Genomic DNA, 14,457 nt, shown 5'->3' on the forward strand with positions numbered 1-14,457 from the left:
ATCATCGCACAAGGCTCCTGACAGCGTATTGTCAGGAGCCGTCACCATGTCCGTGCGCTGCCCCGGCATGCTCGCGGGCAAACATGGCGCGCATCTCGCCGATCTGGCTGACGAGTTCGGGGTAGAGCATCTCGAGGAAGGCGGCGGCGAAGGTGCCGGGCGCGGAGCCGGGGGCGGAGACAATGTTGCTGTCGGCGACGGCGTGCGGCACGTCCTGGTAGCCCTGAGCGCCGGCGTAGGCAGGCTCATGCCCGAGGATCCAGTCGCGGCCGTTGCTGGTGTGGGAGACACCGTCGAACAGGCCGGCACGGGCGAGCGCAAGGGTGCCGGCGCAGATGCCGCCGACGACGCCGCCGCGCCCGGCGACAGCCTTCAGCAGTGGCGAGACATCAGGCGCGTCCTTCGACGCCCAGCGATCCGAGCCGATGACGGCGACAGCGTCAAGATCCATGTTTTCCGCGGGGTTGGCGCCGCGTGTCGGCGACAGGCTGAAGCCGGCGATCGAGGTCAGCGGTGCCTCGTGCGGCGAAATCGCGATCGCGCGCGCGCCGAACCATTCGGCCGCCGAAGCGGCCAGAAGGCCATACTCCCAGTCGGCATAACCTTCGATGAACAGGACACCGATCGTCTTGGCTGTGGTCATGGGCGTGTCCCCTCTGTCGGGTGTGTCAATTGCGGTCGGTACGGCGGGCGTCGAAACGGTCGGGCCAGCCGATATCCTTGCGGATGCTTGTCGGCAGAGAATTCATGAGGCGCTCGGTGCGGATCTCATTGTGCATGGTCCTGACCTTGCCAGCATAATGCCTGATGGTGCGAAAGATGACAGGCGTAAACGTGTTCATGGCGGGTCCTCCTTATCTTGTACGGGAGGAGTATCGCACACCCCTCCTGACAGCAGTCTGTCAGGAGCACGCGGTCGTGCGCGACTATGTTTCCGTCAGGCTTTGGCAGCAACCGTGCCGTTGAGCGCGAGGCGCCCGCCATCGGCGAAAATCGTCTGCCCGGTGATGTAGGAAGCATCGTCGGAAGCGAGGAAAGCGGCGATGGAAGCGATCTCTTCAGGTTCGCCGATGCGGCCGAGCGGGGTGCGCGACAGGATGCGGGCCTTGGCCACCGGATCGGCCTTGGCACGGGCCAGCATGTCGGTCGAGATCGAGCCGGGGCCGATGGCGTTGACGCGGATGCCATAGGGCGCGAGGCCGAGCGCCATCACCGTCGTCAGCTGGCCGACACCGCCCTTTGACACGGCATAGGGCACCTGGTCGGGATGGGCGACGACCGAATTGATCGACGACATGTTGATGATCGTGCCCGCAGGCCCGCCTGCCTTGACCCTCTCGGCCATGATGCGGGCGACGGCTTGGCCGGCTAGAAAAGCACCCTTGAGATTGACCCTCAGCACGCGGTCGAAATCGTCTTCGGCAAGGTCGAGGAAACTGGCCTGGTGGTCGATGCCGGCATTGTTGACCAGCACGTCGATGTCGCCGAAGGCGTCGATGGTCGAAGCGACGAGATTGTGGACGTCGAGGCGCTTGCCGACATCAGCGCGAACGAACCGCGCCTCGCCGAGCTTTTCCAGATCGCGCTCGGCCGTATTGCCCTCTTCCTGGTCGATGTCGGCGATGACGACACGCGCGCCCTCGCGCAGGAAGCGCTCGGCGATGGCATGGCCGATGCCCCTGGCGCCGCCGGTGATGATCGCCGTCTTGCCGTTGAGCTTCATTGTCCGCTCCTGCCCTTGTCGCCGCGCGGGCGAATCCTGTGGCGGACACTGGCGGGAAGGGCAAGCGCGGTCAACGGGGATGGGTGACGACCGCCGTCCTGCTCAGTCGCCCGATGCGGCGATGAAGACCGCCAGTTGAGCGTCGAAGGCGCGCTTGTAGGCGGGGCGGGCCTGGCCGCGGGCGACATAGGCGGCTAGGTTTGGATAATCCTCGACGATGCCGTCCCCCTCCAGCCGGCGCAGCACCATGACCATCATGAGGTCGCCGGCGCTGAACGCGCCGTCGAGCCACTCGGCTTCGCCAAACCTGTCGGAAAGCTGGTCCATCCGGACACGGATGCGATCCTTGAGCATCGGGATACGTTCCGCGAGCCAGGGCTTGTCGCCCTCCACGAAAGGCGCCTGTTCGAGCTCGACGATCGGCGGCTCGACAGTGTTCAGCGCGGCGAACATCCAGGTGATGGCGCGCGCCCGGGCGTTGGCTTCGCTGGGCAGCAGCCCGGCATGGCGCTCGGCGATGTGGAAGATGATCGAGCCCGATTCGAACAGGACGAGGTCGCCTTCCTCATATGTCGGGATCTGCCCGAAGGGATGACGCGCCAGATGCGCCGGCTGCTTCATCGCCTTGAACGACACCAGACGGACGTCGTAAGGCTGGCCCACCTCCTCGAGCGCCCAGCGCACGCGCATGTCGCGCGCCAGGCCCATGCCCTGGTCGGGCGAGGCCTCAAAAGCGGTGATGGTGGGGATCATCGGCAGGCTCCGGGTTGGTGCATATCCTTGCTTGGTGCCTCCAGAGGACGAATGGCAGGCAGGGTTTCCGACAGGCGCCCGAATTTTCTTCGACAGGCGTGGCAAGTTTCACAATGAAATCAGTAATGTATTTCCCGTATTCCGTTTCGACCATCCAGCGCGGCTAGTCAGCCAACACCAAAGGCGCCCTTATGACCGATGACAGGCCTGCCGCTCTGCCAAGCGGTGAAGGCGCCAAGGAGTTCGATGCCGCTGCGTGGGTGGGTGAGTCGGACAACCGACCCAACGATGAATTCATGGTGGCACGCGCCAAAGTCGCGTTCTGGATGTTTGTTCTTATGACATGTGGCTTGGCAATTTACGTCACTGCACGGCTGGCCCTTCGAATTGTGGAGCTTCTGTACCAAGCTTGACAAAAGCCAGCCTCCAAGCTGTCGATTGGCAGGCCACGCAAACTTGCCAGTGGGCTGGACAATGGCCGCCGCGCCCCTATGTCGGAAGGGCGGGACGGTTACGCCGAACTGGCCACATGCGAGAGGAGCGCACAATGCCAACTGCCAAGAACACGATCTGCCTGTGGTACGACAAGGATGCGGAGGCCGCGGCCCGATTCTACGCTACCGTGTTTCCCGACAGCAAGGTTACGGCCGTGCATCGCGCGCCGGGCGACTATCCCTCGGGCAAGGAGGGCGACGTGCTGACGGTCGAATTCACCGTCGCCGGCATTCCCTGCATCGGCCTCAATGGCGGCCCTGTCTTTACCCACGACGAGGCTTTCTCGTTCCAGATCGCCACCGACGACCAGGAAGAGACCGACCGCTACTGGAACGCAATCGTCGGCAATGGCGGCCAGGAAAGTGCCTGCGGCTGGTGCAAGGACAAATGGGGCCTCAACTGGCAGATCACGCCGCGCGTGCTGACCGATGCCATGGCTGCCGGCGGCGCTGAAGCCAAGCGCGCCTTCGCGGCGATGATGGACATGAAGAAGATCGACGTCGCCGCTATAGAGGCGGCGCGGCGGGGGTGATGCTGACGCAGTAGGGTTTGTCCAACCGGCAAGGCAGGTTAGCAAAGGTCCTTTTCCAGCCGGACGGCTGATGCCAGATCCGTCTGCACGGATGCGGTAAAGCGGAAGCCTGATGTCTCGTAGAACCGGCGCGCCCGTTCGCCGGCCACGACCTCGAGCGTTTGCGCGCCGAGCGCTTTGGCGCGTCTTTCGGCTTCGGCGACAAGCCGGGTGCCGATGCCCTTGCGCCATGCTTCCGGTGCGATGAAGAGATCCTCCAGCTCGGCCCGAGCGGCGTCGTCACCCGGAAGAACCGTCACGAAACCGACGATCTCCCCGGCCAGTTCGGCGATGGCGACATACGGCAGGTGCGCGGCCGGAACCTCCCTTGCCCCCGGCATCGCAAGCAGCTCCTCGACATGGTCTCCCCAGGCCAGCGAAGAGCGCAGCTTGAGCGCGCCGAGGATGTCGCGATCCTCGGTGCGAGCGGGTCGAATACTGACGGTCGGTCCAAGTCCCTCGGCCAGTGACATCATTCGAGCACCAGTTGGACGTCGTCCTCGGCCTCGTCTGCACCCGGGCCATGGCACTGAATGATCTCGACCAGCCAGTCGAAGACTGTCGGGCCAATGCCGGCACGGGCATCGGCAAGCTTTTGCTTGACGTTGACCCTATTGGCTGGATGGCACTGTGCGAGCTGGAGCTCCAACTGGCGGGCCGTCTCCGGGTGCCCGAGGTTTAGCCTCGATTTCTCGGAATGCCTCCACCTCAGCGCAATCGGCTCAGGCGTCCCGAAGCCGCCTTTCAGGATGTCGTTGAACGCGTCGAGATTGCGGCCCCAGCGATGGCCGGGGATCAGAACACGGCTGATCTCGTCGTAGAATTCTTCCAGCGAGCCGATGCGGGAGCCGTCGATCGTGTATTCGGTGGTCACGCGGCTACCTCGAACTGTAGAGCGGTTATCGAATGGCCGACGCGGTCGATATGCTTGCTGACATGCAAGTTCCGGAGTTCGCAATGGCGGTTGAACGATCGAAACACTGGTTGATTGCGAGCGATGTCGCTGACCGGGACGGCATTGGCGTCGAACTTTACGTCAATGGCAATCTTGTAGTTGAGATTTTCCGCGACGACACCAAGAAAACACGTGAGGTAACACTCTACGAGAAAGATGTTCCCTTGGAATATGTTGAGGAAGCCATATCAAAGTTCAAGACAGAAACTCCATGGGAATTCCTGGATTGATGCAGCAGGTCGAGCAGGGCGTGTATTTGCGTGCAAGCCTCACATCTTCTCGCCAGGCAAGGCACTTGCCTGCCTGACCCAGTCGGAGAACTGGACTTCATCGAACCGTCTGTCCTCGTAGATGTCGAGATAACGCACGTCGGCCTGCTTGGAGGCGCCCGGCGGCAGCGGCACAAGCTGCGCGCCCTTGAAGAAGGCGACCTTGACGTATTTGCTCATGCAGTGGAAGCCGAGGAACCAGACGTCCTTCTCCATGCCGTAGAAGGGCGAGTTCCACTTCACCGCCTTGACCACGTCGGGGACCACCGCCGTGACGAGGGCGTCGATGCGGCGGCCGACATCCTGTTTCCAGCCGGGCATGGCGTCGATATACGACTGGAGGACGGCGTCGCCATAACCCTTCGCGATCTGCGGATTGCCGCCCGACAACAGCTTGGGTGCCGCGTCCTTGGCCATTAGGCATGGCCCTTTGCCGCCGGCAGCGTGTCCCGTCGACCGCTGAAATAGGGCGCGAAGAACATGTAGATGCCGGTCGGGATCAGCACGAACAGCGGCGGCAGCGGCAGGTAGTAGTACCAATCGGGCAGGGTGGTGACGGCCATGCCGACAAAGATCGAGGCGACGACCAGGCTGAAGAGGAGCGAGGTCCAGCGATGGATGATGCGGATCACTGAGTTCATTTGCATTACTCCCTGAAATCGACGTCTGCTCAGTCGAGCTTCGAGACGACGTTGCCCAACTGGTCGAAGAAGCGCGGCCAGCCGACTGATGCACCCTGGAAGTAGGATTTCTGGGCGGTGGTGAAGCCGTGCTGCTCCATGCGCAGGCTGGTGCCCGCCGCGGTCGGCGCAAGCGTCCATGTGACGATGCTCCTGAGGTCCTTGGTGTCCCAGCGATAGGACAAAGCGCGGTGCTCCTCGACCGTCTCGACCTCGCAATCGACCTGGCCCCAGTCGGCGGACAGTGTGAAGCGGCGGCCGGCGACAGGGATGAAGTCGTTGTTCATCAGCCATTCGGCGATGAGGTGCGGCTGGGTCAGCGCGCGCCAGAGCTTTTCCGGCGGATAGGGGAAATCGCGTTCGACCACGACCGAGCGCGTGGTTTCCATCGTTTCGGTCATTGGTCCATCCTCTTGAGTAAATTGTCGAGATCGTCGAAGCGGTCGTTCCAGAAGCCGGACATTTCGGACGTCCAGTCGATCAGCGTCCGCAGCGCATCGCGCTCGACGCTGTAATAGGTGTAGCGGCCCTGCTGCCGGTCGCGCACAAGTCCGGCCGTCTTCAGGATCTTCAGATGCTTGGAGACCACCGGCTGAGAGACACCGGCCTCGCCCAGCAGGCCGACAACAGTGGTGTCGCCATTGCGGCAGAGACGCTCGAACAGCCCGCGGCGTGTCGGATCGGAAAGCGCGCGAAAGATCGCGTCCTGGGGTTCGGTCATGAGTCATACCCAAATGGCTATGAGTTAATGCATAGCCATTTGGGTATGGGATTGTCAATATGGGATAGAAATGTCATGCCGCCGCCCATGTCGGCGGCGGCGATCTGCGTCGGAATAGGCTGGCTCCTGAGCCAGATCAGCCTTGTGGTGACGCGGTCTCGACGTCTTCGATGTCGTAGGCCTCGACAAGCTCGGGCTCGGCCTCGGCATAGACGGCGGTGGGCGTGACGAGGTCTTTCAGGCTGCCGCCCGCGCCATCCATGCCGGCGGCGGCCAGGAGCGCGTCGACAAGCGGCTTGTTGCCGGTGAATCGCAGCAGCTGGTCGGCGAGGTCGGCCGGCGCCGGAGCGGTTGGCGCCGTCGCTGCCGGAGCGACCGGCGGAGAAGCCCTGAGTGTCGAACACGCGGATGCTCTCGATGCGGCTGGCCGGCTCCATCAGTGCCTTCAGCGCCTCCGGCAGCATGCTGATGCGAGCCTGCGTCAGCTCGAACTGGATCATCTTGTCGGACAGCGTGTTGGAGGCTTCGTTGCGCGCCCGGATGGTCTGGGCGTGGGCTTCGCCCTCGACCTGGATGCCTTCGGCGCGCACCTTCATCGCCTCGGCACTGGCGCGGGCCTCGACGAGGGTCGCCTCGGCCCGGTCCTCGGCCGCGGCCTTCTCGGCGGTGGCGCTGACGGTGACGGTGATGGCTTCGGATTCGGCCGCTTCCTGTGCCTGCAAGATGGCGATCTGGCGGTTACGGTCGGCGATTTCGCGCTCGCGCGCCGTCTGCACCTTTTCGTGGGCGGCGACGCTGAGCGCCTCGGCCTCGCGGGCCTTGGCCTCGGCGCGCAAGGTCTCCTCGCTCTTCTTGGCAATGGCCACCGCCATGGTCTGGCGGCTCAGCTCGACGTCGCGCTCGGAGTTGATGCGGGCCTCTTCCTTGGCCTTGCTGGCCGCTGCCGAACGCTCGGCGATCTCGCGCTCGCGCTCGATCTGGGCGCTCTGCTCGGCAAGTTTGGCGTCTTCCTCGGCCTTGGCCTTTTCGGCGCGGGTCAGCGCCTCCTTGTTGGCGACGTCGCGCTGCTGGTCGAGGCGGGCCTCTTCTTCCTGGCGCTTGAGCGCGAAGCGCTGCTTGGCGGCGGTCATGTCCTGCTCGGCGATCGCCACTTCGGTCTGGCGGGTGATTTCGTTGCGCTCCTTGCGGCGCTGCTCGGTAATGATGGTGAGCTTGGCCAGGCCGACGGCGTCGAACGCGTTGGTTTCGTTGAAGAACTCCTTCGGCGTCTGGTCGAGGCCGGTGAGGCTGACTGATTCCAGCTCGAGGCCGTTGGAGCGCAAGTCGGTCTCGACAGCGTCCTGCACTGCCTTGACGAAGTCGGAGCGGCTCTCGTGCAACTGGTCGAGCGTGTTGCGGGCCGCCACCGAGCGCAGCGCATCGACCAGCTTCGCTTCGACCAGGTCCTGGATTGCCTTGGGGTCGTTGACCCGGTCACCCAGCGTCTGGGCGGCCAGGCCGATGCCGTCGTCGGTGCCGTCGACGCGGACGTAGAACTCGGCGCGGATGTCGACGCGCATGCGGTCGGCAGTGATGAAGGCGTCCTCGCGGCGGCGATCGACCACCAGCTTGACGGTGTTGAGCTTGACCCGCGCCAGCGCATGGACGACCGGCAGGATGAGCGCGCCGCCGTCCTTGACGACGCGGCGGCCGCCGACGCCGGTGCGGACGAAGGCCTCATCGCGCTCGGCGCGGTGGTAGAGCCGGCCGAAGGTGAAGCCGATGGCGGCGACGATGACCGCTGTTATGGCGGCCCAGATCAGGAATTCCTGGATAGCTTCCAAAGTCCGCTCCTATCGTAATGTGCAGCCGGCGGCTTTGCCGGCCAGGAAAGCCAGTCCTTCAGGCGATCTCAGTCGCTGGTGAAGGGGATAACAAGGAAGATGCGGTCGCTGCCGGGTGCCGCCGAAACCACGACGACCTCGGCACCCTTCTGGATGACGCTGCCCTGGTCTGCGGGGCGCGCCTTGATCGTGTGAAGGTCGCCATGTTCGTCGCGCACGCGGATCGCGCCGGGAACGCCGTCATCGAGCGGGCCGAGTGTGACGACGCCACGCCGGCCGATCATGTGTTCGCGTGTCACCGCGTAGCTTTCGTCGCGTGGCAGCACCTTGGCGATGCCGTTGCCGACGAGCTTGGTGACGGTGACACTGGCCGGGACGGCAACCACCAGGTAAGCCCAGGCCGGCAGGCCAGGGACCGTGCCGTCGACCAGCATGCCGGTTGCGCCGAAGGTGGTGAGCAGCAGCATGCCGAGGATCGAGAATGGCACGCGACCGAAATTCAGCCAGTCGAACAGCTCGCCGATGCTGGTGCCGTCGATCATGTCGGCCACGGAATCGCCGAGCGATACACTGCCGGCGAAGTAGACGACGATCTGCAACACACCGAGGCAGAGCCCGGCGAGCAGAGGATAGAGATAAAGCGCTGAGGCGGACGCGAAGTCCTGGAGCATCGCTTATTCCTTGTCCTTGATCTGGTCACGCAGGGCGGCGAGCCTGTCGTCGATCCGGCGGTCGCGTCCGAATGCCTCCAACTCGGCCAGGTCGTCGCTGCGGGACACGCCTGCGGGCAGTTCGGTCAGGCGGCCGACGGCGCTGAGGGCTGCGGCGATCCTGTCCTCCGGCGACGGATGCCGGATGCCGGCGGGTGTCGGCCGGCCCTGCGCCCGATGCTGGTTGGCGCGGCGTGCGATCTTGACCCGTTCCTCGGCATCGCGGCGCGCGGCGGCGGCGGCATTGAGAGCGGCGCGTGAATCGGCGATGCGGATGTCGACGTCGTCGATCAGCTTGTCGATCGAGGCAACCTGGGCGTTGATGTCGTCCTGCCGGCCAACGCCCGCGCGCGCCAAGTCTTCGCGGCCGGAACGCAGAGCTACCAGAATATTGGCCTCCAGCGCCGTGTGCTCCTCAAGTAGATCGTCGCGCTGCATGGCGTAACGCTTGCGTTCGGCGATGAGGGCGGCCAGACCCGACTTCAGCTCGTCGGCAGCCTTGTCGATCTCGCGGATGGCCTGTTCGGCGACGGCCTCAGGTGCCTTTTGCTCCAGGCTTTCGATCACGGTGGTGACGAGGCCTGCCGCGAGGCGGGAAACCCGGCCGGAAATGGACTCGGTCTGCATGGCGTCGATCTCCTTGTTTTGCATTTCTCGGGAAAGAGGCACGGATAGCGAATAGGTCCCATCCTGTCGGATGAGGTGAGAAAGCGAAATCTTTTCAGGAATGTCGCTGTATCCTGTGACCAGGAAGCCGGCGAGCACGCGGCCGTGGAGGCTGGCCAGCGAGAGGGTGTCGACGCCCTTGAACGACATCAGCTTTTCGTCGAGCGGCAGCCTGTCGGCCGACCACGATCCGGCTGCGTATTCGCGGATACCGTTGGTCACCAGACGGGCCGGCAGACCGGTCTGCAATCTGATCTGCTCGTAAGCGAGGCGCTGCAGCTCGAAGGTATCGGCGCGGTTTGACGGCGTGTGGGCGTCCAAGATGTCGCGAATACCGGCATAGGCGCGAAATGTGTCCGCAAGATCATTGCGGCCGCTTTCATCTAGGATAAGCTTGTAGTTCGCAGACTTCATGCTTGCCTCCTTACTTCAATCACTTAGGAGGTGATTTCGTCATTGTCAAGAAAATCACCAAATCGGTGATTGAGGAATTTTGCGTCGGGCTCCGTCAGGTTGTGCTCGTGGCTCGCAGGCCGTTTCGGCTGGCTGGCGCCCTGTCCGCACTGCCGCGCAAATATGGACTGCGTCCCGGCGTGGCCGGCATCGCCAAGGCCCCGGCCGACCAGATGGTCCATTTCGCCGGGGGCGACCGGGTCGCGCCGGCATCTTGCGAAATGCCGGGACCCTGTTGCACAACAGGGCATGTCGAAGGCCACTCCCGCCACACTCGCCTTGACCAAGTCCGGCATTCCGTTTGCGCTCGCGACCTATGAGTATGACGCCGGGGCGGAGCGTGTCGGGCTGCAGGCGGCGGAGGCGATGGGGGTCTCGCCCGGCATCGTGCTCAAGACCCTGATGGTCGAGGTCGACGGCAGGCCGGCTTGCGTGGTGGTGCCCTCCGACAAGGAGGTCAACATGAAGAAGGTGGCGGCCGCCTTCGGCGGCAAGGCGGCGCAGATGATGAAGCCCGACGCTGCCGAGCGACTGACCGGTTACAAGGTCGGTGGAATCAGTCCCTTCGGCCAGCGCAAGCAGGTGCCGACGGCGGTCGAGGAACTCGCGACGCTTGAGGACGAGATCTTCCTGAACGGCGGGCAGAGGGGCCTGCAGATTCGCATGCGGCCCGGTGACCTGATCGCGGCACTGGGCGCCAAGGCCGCCGACCTGATCCGCTGACGTTTCGATCCGGTAAGCTTCTTTCTGCCAAGTCGATGCAAGTCCGGCAGCACCGCTGTTTTCAGGGCCGCACGGGTCAATCGCTACTTCCGCTTGTCGGCAAAATGCTGCTTCAGCCTGGCGATCTCGTCAGGCGACAAGTCCTTGATGTCGGCGACCTGCATCCAGGCGTCGATATAGTGCTCGGCGGCGTAGACGTGGCCATAGCCCATCGGCGCGGTGGTCGCCATGGCGAGGTCGAGCGTCAACTGCAGGAAGGTGACGACGGGGTACCAGCGCAACTCGGGCGAGACGTCGGGGCCGCGTGGCGTCTTCATCCAGTCCGGCTCGCTGTAGAGCGCGTGGGTTTCATAGAAGGTGATCGGGTCGGAGGCGTATTGCAGGTAGACCAGGCGCAGTGGACCCCATTGAGCGCCCGGAATGTCGAGCGCGTTCTTCTGTGAGGTGAAGCGGACATAGGAGCCGTCACGGAATTCGGGTAGCCACTCCGGCGAGCCGGGATTGCGGTCGTCGGTGATCGAGTGCCAGATCCGGCTGGCGAAGGGCGGGCCGCTGAGCAGCGCGCCTTGATAGGGATCTCCGAGGACCTCGAACAGCTCGTTGGACAGTTCGGTGCTGAGCGCACCAAGGCTGAGGCCGAAGAGATAGAGTTTCGGGCGCGTATCCCTGGGCAAGGTGTGCCAGTAGCCATAGATTTCGCTGAACAGAGCGCGCGACTGCTCGGCACCGTAGCCGGGCTCGACCAGGAGCGACAGCCAGCTGGCAAGATAGGAGTATTGGGCGGAGACGCTGGCGACGTCGCCATTGTGCAGGAACTCGATCGGGTCGATCGCCTGCTCGTCGACCCACCCGGTGCCGGTGGGCGTGACGATGACGAGCGTCGAACGCTCGAAGCCGCCGGCGCGCTTCAACTCCTCCAACGCAAGTTTGGCGCGTTGCTGCGGCGTGTCGCCCGACTGCAGGCCGACATAGACGCGGATGGGTTCCTTGGCCGGTTTGCCGGTGAGTTGGCCGATGTCGGCGGCAGTCGGGCCGGAGGCGATGTAGGAGCGCCCCATGCGGCCGAGATCCTGCCAGCGCACTAGCGACGCGGCGCTGCCGGTCTTGCCAGGCTCGGCGGGCTGGCGGGTTTCGGCTGGCATCAATTCATCGAGGCGCTGGAACGAGCTGTCCATCACACGCAGGCCGTAACGGAAGATGATGCCATCGGCGGCCGACCAGAACAGGAATACGGCAATCGTGGTGCCGATGACGTAGGAGACGCGCGTCGGCACGAAGCGGCGCAGCTTTTCCGAGACGAAGACAAGGGTCCGCTTGAACAGACGGCCGAACGCCACGAGCACGACGAAGGTGACCAGCGCGATGGCGCCAACCTCAAGCGGATGGGCGGTGTCGACCGGGGCAAGCTGCATCAGCCGGCGGATCGAGTTCTGCCATTCCGACGCCTGCCACAGGAAAGCGAGACCGACGATGCCGCAGGCGATGGCGGCGATCAGCTTGCCGGTGATCAGGATGCGGGCGCGGAGTTCGGGCAGCTCGAGATAACGCCAGAGCCAGCGCAGGAAGAAGCCGCAGCCATAACCGACGGCAGCGGAAAGGCCCGACAGCACACCTTGGGTCAGGTAGTTGCGCGGGATCAGCGTGGGCGTCAGTGACGCTGCGAAAAACAGCGTGCCGAGCAGCAGGCCGGTGGTCGAGAACGAAAACCAGTAGCGGACGGCCCAGTTGCGCAGCATGCCTATGCCCCCAATCCTATCAGGCCAACTTGCCGCGTGCCTTGTGCTCAGGCAATGGCACAGCGTCCAAATCTGAGGGAAAGGCAAAGCCTTAGCTGGGAGCGAGCGCATCCATGTTGCGGTCCGCTGGCATCTTCACGTTTCGGGCGCAGTTGAAACTGCAGCCTTTCGGGATCTTGGCGTCGCCCACTCAAATCCTCATGGTGAGCCTGTCGAACCATGAGGATTTGGTGCCGTGAGGGCCGTCAGGCCACGCCGATGCCGCGCGCCTTCAGCGCCTCCGTGATCTCGTCGAGGATGACGGGGTCGTCGATGGTGGCGGGCATCTTCCAGTCCTCGCGGTCGGCAATCTTCTGCATCGTGCCGCGCAGGATCTTGCCGGAGCGCGTCTTGGGCAGCCGCTTGATGGTGACCACCATCTTGAAGGCGGCGACGGGACCGATGCGGTCGCGGACGAGGCCAACGACCTCCTTCTCGATCGCTGCCGTGTCGCGGGAAACGCCCGAGTTGAGCACGATGAAGCCGCAAGGGATCTGACCCTTCATGGCGTCGGCGATGCCGATGACGGCGCATTCGGCGACATCTGGGTGTTCGGCCACGACCTCCTCCATGCCGCCGGTCGACAGGCGGTGGCCGGCGACGTTGATGATGTCGTCGGTGCGGGCCATGATGAACAGATAACCCTCGTCGTCGATGTAGCCGGCGTCGGCGGTCTTGTAGTAGCCGGGGAACTCGGCGAGGTAGGCGTTGAAGAAGCGCTCGTCGGCATGCCACAGCGTCGGCAGGCAGCCGGGCGGCAAAGGCAGCTTGACCACGACATTGCCGAGCGTGCCGCGCCCGACCTCATGGCCGGCATCATCGAGTACGCGCACGTCGTAGCCAGGCATCGGCACGCAGGGCGAGCCGTATTTGACCGGCAGCAGACCGAGCCCGACCGGGTTCTGGCTGATCGGGTGGCCGGTCTCGGTCTGCCACCAATGATCGATGACAGGGACTTTCAGCTTGTTCTCCGCCCATTTGATGGTTTCTGGGTCGGCGCGCTCGCCGGCGAGGAACAGGGTGCGGAATTTCGTAAGGTCGTATTGCGGCACGAAGAGGCCTTGCGGGTCTTCCTTCTTGATGGCGCGGAAGGCAGTGGGAGCGGTGAACAGGGCAACGACCCCGTGTTCCGAAATGACACGCCAGAATGTGCCAGCATCGGGCGTGCCGACCGGCTTGCCCTCGAACAGGATGGTGGTGGCGCCGTGTAGCAGCGGGCCATAGACGATGTAGGAGTGGCCGACGACCCAGCCGACATCGGAGGCTGCCCAGAAGACTTCGCCCGGCCTGACGCCGAACTCGTTTTCCATCGACCATTTGAGCGCGACCATGTGGCCGCCATTGTCGCGCACCACGCCCTTGGGCTGGCCTGTCGTGCCCGAGGTGTAGAGCACATAGAGCGGATCGGTGGCGGCAACGGGGACACATTCGACCGTGCGGCCGGCAGCCTTGGCGGCACCGACCGTTGCGGCATAATCGAAGTCGCGGCCGGCGACGAGATCGCAGGCCAGCTGCGGCCGCTGCAGGATGAGGCAGTGTTCCGGCTTGTGGCTGGCGAGCTCGATGGCACCGTCGAGCAACGGTTTGTAGGCGATGACGCGGCCAGGTTCGATGCCGCAAGAGGCCGAGATGATCAGCCTCGGCGTGGCGTCATCGATGCGGGTGGCGAGCTCCTTGGCGGCAAAGCCGCCGAACACCACCGAATGTATGGCGCCGAGCCGGGCGCAGGCGAGCATGGCAAAAGCAGCTTCTGCGACCATCGGCATGTAGATGATGACGCGGTCGCCTTTTTGCACGCCCTGGTCCTGCAGCACGCTGGCGAGCGCATTCACTTCGGCGAGTAGCCCGGCATAGGTGAATTTCTGCTGCGTGCCGGTGATCGGGCTGTCGTGGATGAGGGCCACCTGTTCGGCGCGGCCGTCCTGCACATGGCGGTCGAGCGCGTTGTAGCAGGTGTTGCATTCGGCCCCTGCGAACCACTGGCCATAAACGCCGCCCTCGGCGTCGAAGACCTTGTCCCAGGGCTTGAACCAGTCGATCGCCCGCGCAGCCTCGGCCCAGAACCCCTCGGGATCGTGGGCCCAACCGTCATAGACCTCGTGATAGCGAGATGGCATGGCGTTTCCTTCCCAGGACAGTG

The 14,457-nt window shown here is 64.2% G+C and carries 19 protein-coding genes; 4 read left to right on the forward strand and 15 right to left on the reverse strand.

The features are described from left to right. Nucleotides 1-31 precede the first annotated feature (31 nt). The 4 genes from H5P29_RS08445 to H5P29_RS08460 all read right to left on the reverse strand — a co-directional run bounded on the left by H5P29_RS08445 (nucleotide 32) and on the right by H5P29_RS08460 (nucleotide 2,476). Nucleotides 32-643: a DJ-1/PfpI family protein gene (locus H5P29_RS08445; protein WP_154385718.1), complete on the reverse strand. Its 612-nt coding sequence runs from the start codon at nucleotides 641-643 to the stop codon at nucleotides 32-34. 25 nt (nucleotides 644-668) lie between these two features. Then, the gene (locus H5P29_RS08450) at nucleotides 669-842 is read right to left on the reverse strand and encodes a hypothetical protein (RefSeq protein WP_182573752.1); all 174 of its coding nucleotides are present in this window, start codon (nucleotides 840-842) and stop codon (nucleotides 669-671) included. 95 nt (nucleotides 843-937) lie between these two features. Beyond that, nucleotides 938-1,723 carry an SDR family NAD(P)-dependent oxidoreductase gene (locus tag H5P29_RS08455; protein WP_154385717.1) on the reverse strand — a complete coding sequence of 262 codons (786 nt, stop codon included), beginning with the start codon at nucleotides 1,721-1,723 and terminating at the stop codon, nucleotides 938-940. A 102-nt stretch (nucleotides 1,724-1,825) separates the two neighbouring features. Next, nucleotides 1,826-2,476, reverse strand: a complete 651-nt coding sequence (locus H5P29_RS08460) for a glutathione S-transferase family protein (RefSeq protein ID WP_154385716.1) — start codon at nucleotides 2,474-2,476, stop codon at nucleotides 1,826-1,828. Nucleotides 2,477-2,667: 191 nt separating this feature from the next. Here H5P29_RS08460 and H5P29_RS08465 point away from each other — a divergent pair, with 191 nt between their 5' ends. Further along, nucleotides 2,668-2,889 (forward strand): hypothetical protein, encoded by a 222-nt coding sequence (locus tag H5P29_RS08465; RefSeq protein WP_154385715.1) that lies wholly within the window; start codon nucleotides 2,668-2,670, stop codon nucleotides 2,887-2,889. A gap of 134 nt (nucleotides 2,890-3,023) precedes the next feature. Then, nucleotides 3,024-3,503 (forward strand): VOC family protein, encoded by a 480-nt coding sequence (locus H5P29_RS08470; protein ID WP_067957106.1) that lies wholly within the window; start codon nucleotides 3,024-3,026, stop codon nucleotides 3,501-3,503. Nucleotides 3,504-3,541: 38 nt separating this feature from the next. Here H5P29_RS08470 and H5P29_RS08475 read toward each other — a convergent pair whose 3' ends face one another. Together H5P29_RS08475 and H5P29_RS08480 are read right to left on the reverse strand one after the other, a co-directional pair. After that, nucleotides 3,542-4,018 carry a GNAT family N-acetyltransferase gene (locus H5P29_RS08475; RefSeq protein WP_154385714.1) on the reverse strand — a complete coding sequence of 159 codons (477 nt, stop codon included), beginning with the start codon at nucleotides 4,016-4,018 and terminating at the stop codon, nucleotides 3,542-3,544. Then, entirely contained in the window at nucleotides 4,015-4,416 is a 402-nt protein-coding gene (locus H5P29_RS08480; protein WP_185910308.1) for a barstar family protein, read from the reverse strand. The genes H5P29_RS08475 and H5P29_RS08480 overlap by 4 nt, the downstream gene beginning before the upstream one ends. 32 nt (nucleotides 4,417-4,448) lie before the next feature. Between H5P29_RS08480 and H5P29_RS08485 the strand changes: the two genes are divergently transcribed. Then, complete coding sequence (locus tag H5P29_RS08485) at nucleotides 4,449-4,727, forward strand: hypothetical protein (RefSeq protein WP_208993685.1); 279 nt, start codon at nucleotides 4,449-4,451, stop codon at nucleotides 4,725-4,727. A 39-nt stretch (nucleotides 4,728-4,766) separates the two neighbouring features. On the opposite strand, the gene H5P29_RS08490 is transcribed toward H5P29_RS08485, so the two are convergent. The 7 genes from H5P29_RS08490 to H5P29_RS08520 form a co-directional block, all read right to left on the reverse strand. Then, the gene (locus tag H5P29_RS08490) at nucleotides 4,767-5,183 is read right to left on the reverse strand and encodes a DUF1801 domain-containing protein (protein ID WP_154385712.1); all 417 of its coding nucleotides are present in this window, start codon (nucleotides 5,181-5,183) and stop codon (nucleotides 4,767-4,769) included. Then, nucleotides 5,183-5,407, reverse strand: a complete 225-nt coding sequence (locus tag H5P29_RS08495) for a hypothetical protein (RefSeq protein WP_246670798.1) — start codon at nucleotides 5,405-5,407, stop codon at nucleotides 5,183-5,185. Before H5P29_RS08495 ends, H5P29_RS08490 begins: the two co-directional genes overlap by 1 nt. A gap of 29 nt (nucleotides 5,408-5,436) precedes the next feature. Then, nucleotides 5,437-5,847, reverse strand: a complete 411-nt coding sequence (locus H5P29_RS08500; RefSeq protein WP_154385711.1) for an SRPBCC domain-containing protein — start codon at nucleotides 5,845-5,847, stop codon at nucleotides 5,437-5,439. Beyond that, a complete protein-coding gene (locus H5P29_RS08505; RefSeq protein ID WP_154385710.1) occupies nucleotides 5,844-6,167 on the reverse strand; it encodes a helix-turn-helix transcriptional regulator in 324 nt (107 codons plus the stop codon). The genes H5P29_RS08500 and H5P29_RS08505 overlap by 4 nt, the downstream gene beginning before the upstream one ends. A gap of 17 nt (nucleotides 6,168-6,184) precedes the next feature. Beyond that, nucleotides 6,185-7,990: a flotillin family protein gene (locus H5P29_RS08510; protein WP_154385709.1), complete on the reverse strand. Its 1,806-nt coding sequence runs from the start codon at nucleotides 7,988-7,990 to the stop codon at nucleotides 6,185-6,187. A gap of 68 nt (nucleotides 7,991-8,058) precedes the next feature. After that, the gene (locus H5P29_RS08515) at nucleotides 8,059-8,661 is read right to left on the reverse strand and encodes an OB-fold-containig protein (RefSeq protein ID WP_154385708.1); all 603 of its coding nucleotides are present in this window, start codon (nucleotides 8,659-8,661) and stop codon (nucleotides 8,059-8,061) included. A gap of 3 nt (nucleotides 8,662-8,664) precedes the next feature. Beyond that, a complete protein-coding gene (locus H5P29_RS08520) occupies nucleotides 8,665-9,780 on the reverse strand; it encodes a PspA/IM30 family protein (RefSeq protein WP_067957134.1) in 1,116 nt (371 codons plus the stop codon). A gap of 288 nt (nucleotides 9,781-10,068) precedes the next feature. Between H5P29_RS08520 and ybaK the strand changes: the two genes are divergently transcribed. After that, nucleotides 10,069-10,542: a Cys-tRNA(Pro) deacylase gene (ybaK, locus tag H5P29_RS08525; RefSeq protein WP_067957138.1), complete on the forward strand. Its 474-nt coding sequence runs from the start codon at nucleotides 10,069-10,071 to the stop codon at nucleotides 10,540-10,542. 83 nt (nucleotides 10,543-10,625) lie between these two features. Here ybaK and H5P29_RS08530 read toward each other — a convergent pair whose 3' ends face one another. Beyond that, nucleotides 10,626-12,278 (reverse strand): alpha/beta-hydrolase family protein, encoded by a 1,653-nt coding sequence (locus tag H5P29_RS08530; RefSeq protein ID WP_067957140.1) that lies wholly within the window; start codon nucleotides 12,276-12,278, stop codon nucleotides 10,626-10,628. Nucleotides 12,279-12,523: 245 nt separating this feature from the next. After that, nucleotides 12,524-14,434 (reverse strand): propionyl-CoA synthetase, encoded by a 1,911-nt coding sequence (locus H5P29_RS08535; RefSeq protein ID WP_067957143.1) that lies wholly within the window; start codon nucleotides 14,432-14,434, stop codon nucleotides 12,524-12,526. Between the last annotated feature and the right edge of the window lie 23 nt (nucleotides 14,435-14,457).

The sequence above is a fragment of the Aminobacter sp. MDW-2 genome (genome assembly GCF_014250155.1).
Classification (GTDB): domain Bacteria; phylum Pseudomonadota; class Alphaproteobacteria; order Rhizobiales; family Rhizobiaceae; genus Aminobacter; species Aminobacter ciceronei.

Coding starts and splice junctions, on each gene's coding strand:
- ybaK (WP_067957138.1), top strand. CDS start 10,069: ATGTCGAAGGCCACTCCCGCCACACTCGCCTTGACCAAGTCCGGCATT.
- H5P29_RS08470 (WP_067957106.1), top strand. CDS start 3,024: ATGCCAACTGCCAAGAACACGATCTGCCTGTGGTACGACAAGGATGCG.
- H5P29_RS08485 (WP_208993685.1), top strand. CDS start 4,449: ATGGCCGACGCGGTCGATATGCTTGCTGACATGCAAGTTCCGGAGTTC.
- H5P29_RS08520 (WP_067957134.1), bottom strand. CDS start 9,780: ATGAAGTCTGCGAACTACAAGCTTATCCTAGATGAAAGCGGCCGCAAT.
- H5P29_RS08445 (WP_154385718.1), bottom strand. CDS start 643: ATGACCACAGCCAAGACGATCGGTGTCCTGTTCATCGAAGGTTATGCC.
- H5P29_RS08515 (WP_154385708.1), bottom strand. CDS start 8,661: ATGCTCCAGGACTTCGCGTCCGCCTCAGCGCTTTATCTCTATCCTCTG.
- H5P29_RS08490 (WP_154385712.1), bottom strand. CDS start 5,183: ATGGCCAAGGACGCGGCACCCAAGCTGTTGTCGGGCGGCAATCCGCAG.
- H5P29_RS08450 (WP_182573752.1), bottom strand. CDS start 842: ATGAACACGTTTACGCCTGTCATCTTTCGCACCATCAGGCATTATGCT.
- H5P29_RS08460 (WP_154385716.1), bottom strand. CDS start 2,476: ATGATCCCCACCATCACCGCTTTTGAGGCCTCGCCCGACCAGGGCATG.
- H5P29_RS08530 (WP_067957140.1), bottom strand. CDS start 12,278: ATGCTGCGCAACTGGGCCGTCCGCTACTGGTTTTCGTTCTCGACCACC.
- H5P29_RS08505 (WP_154385710.1), bottom strand. CDS start 6,167: ATGACCGAACCCCAGGACGCGATCTTTCGCGCGCTTTCCGATCCGACA.
- H5P29_RS08535 (WP_067957143.1), bottom strand. CDS start 14,434: ATGCCATCTCGCTATCACGAGGTCTATGACGGTTGGGCCCACGATCCC.
- H5P29_RS08475 (WP_154385714.1), bottom strand. CDS start 4,018: ATGATGTCACTGGCCGAGGGACTTGGACCGACCGTCAGTATTCGACCC.
- H5P29_RS08500 (WP_154385711.1), bottom strand. CDS start 5,847: ATGACCGAAACGATGGAAACCACGCGCTCGGTCGTGGTCGAACGCGAT.
- H5P29_RS08465 (WP_154385715.1), top strand. CDS start 2,668: ATGACCGATGACAGGCCTGCCGCTCTGCCAAGCGGTGAAGGCGCCAAG.
- H5P29_RS08495 (WP_246670798.1), bottom strand. CDS start 5,407: ATGAACTCAGTGATCCGCATCATCCATCGCTGGACCTCGCTCCTCTTC.
- H5P29_RS08455 (WP_154385717.1), bottom strand. CDS start 1,723: ATGAAGCTCAACGGCAAGACGGCGATCATCACCGGCGGCGCCAGGGGC.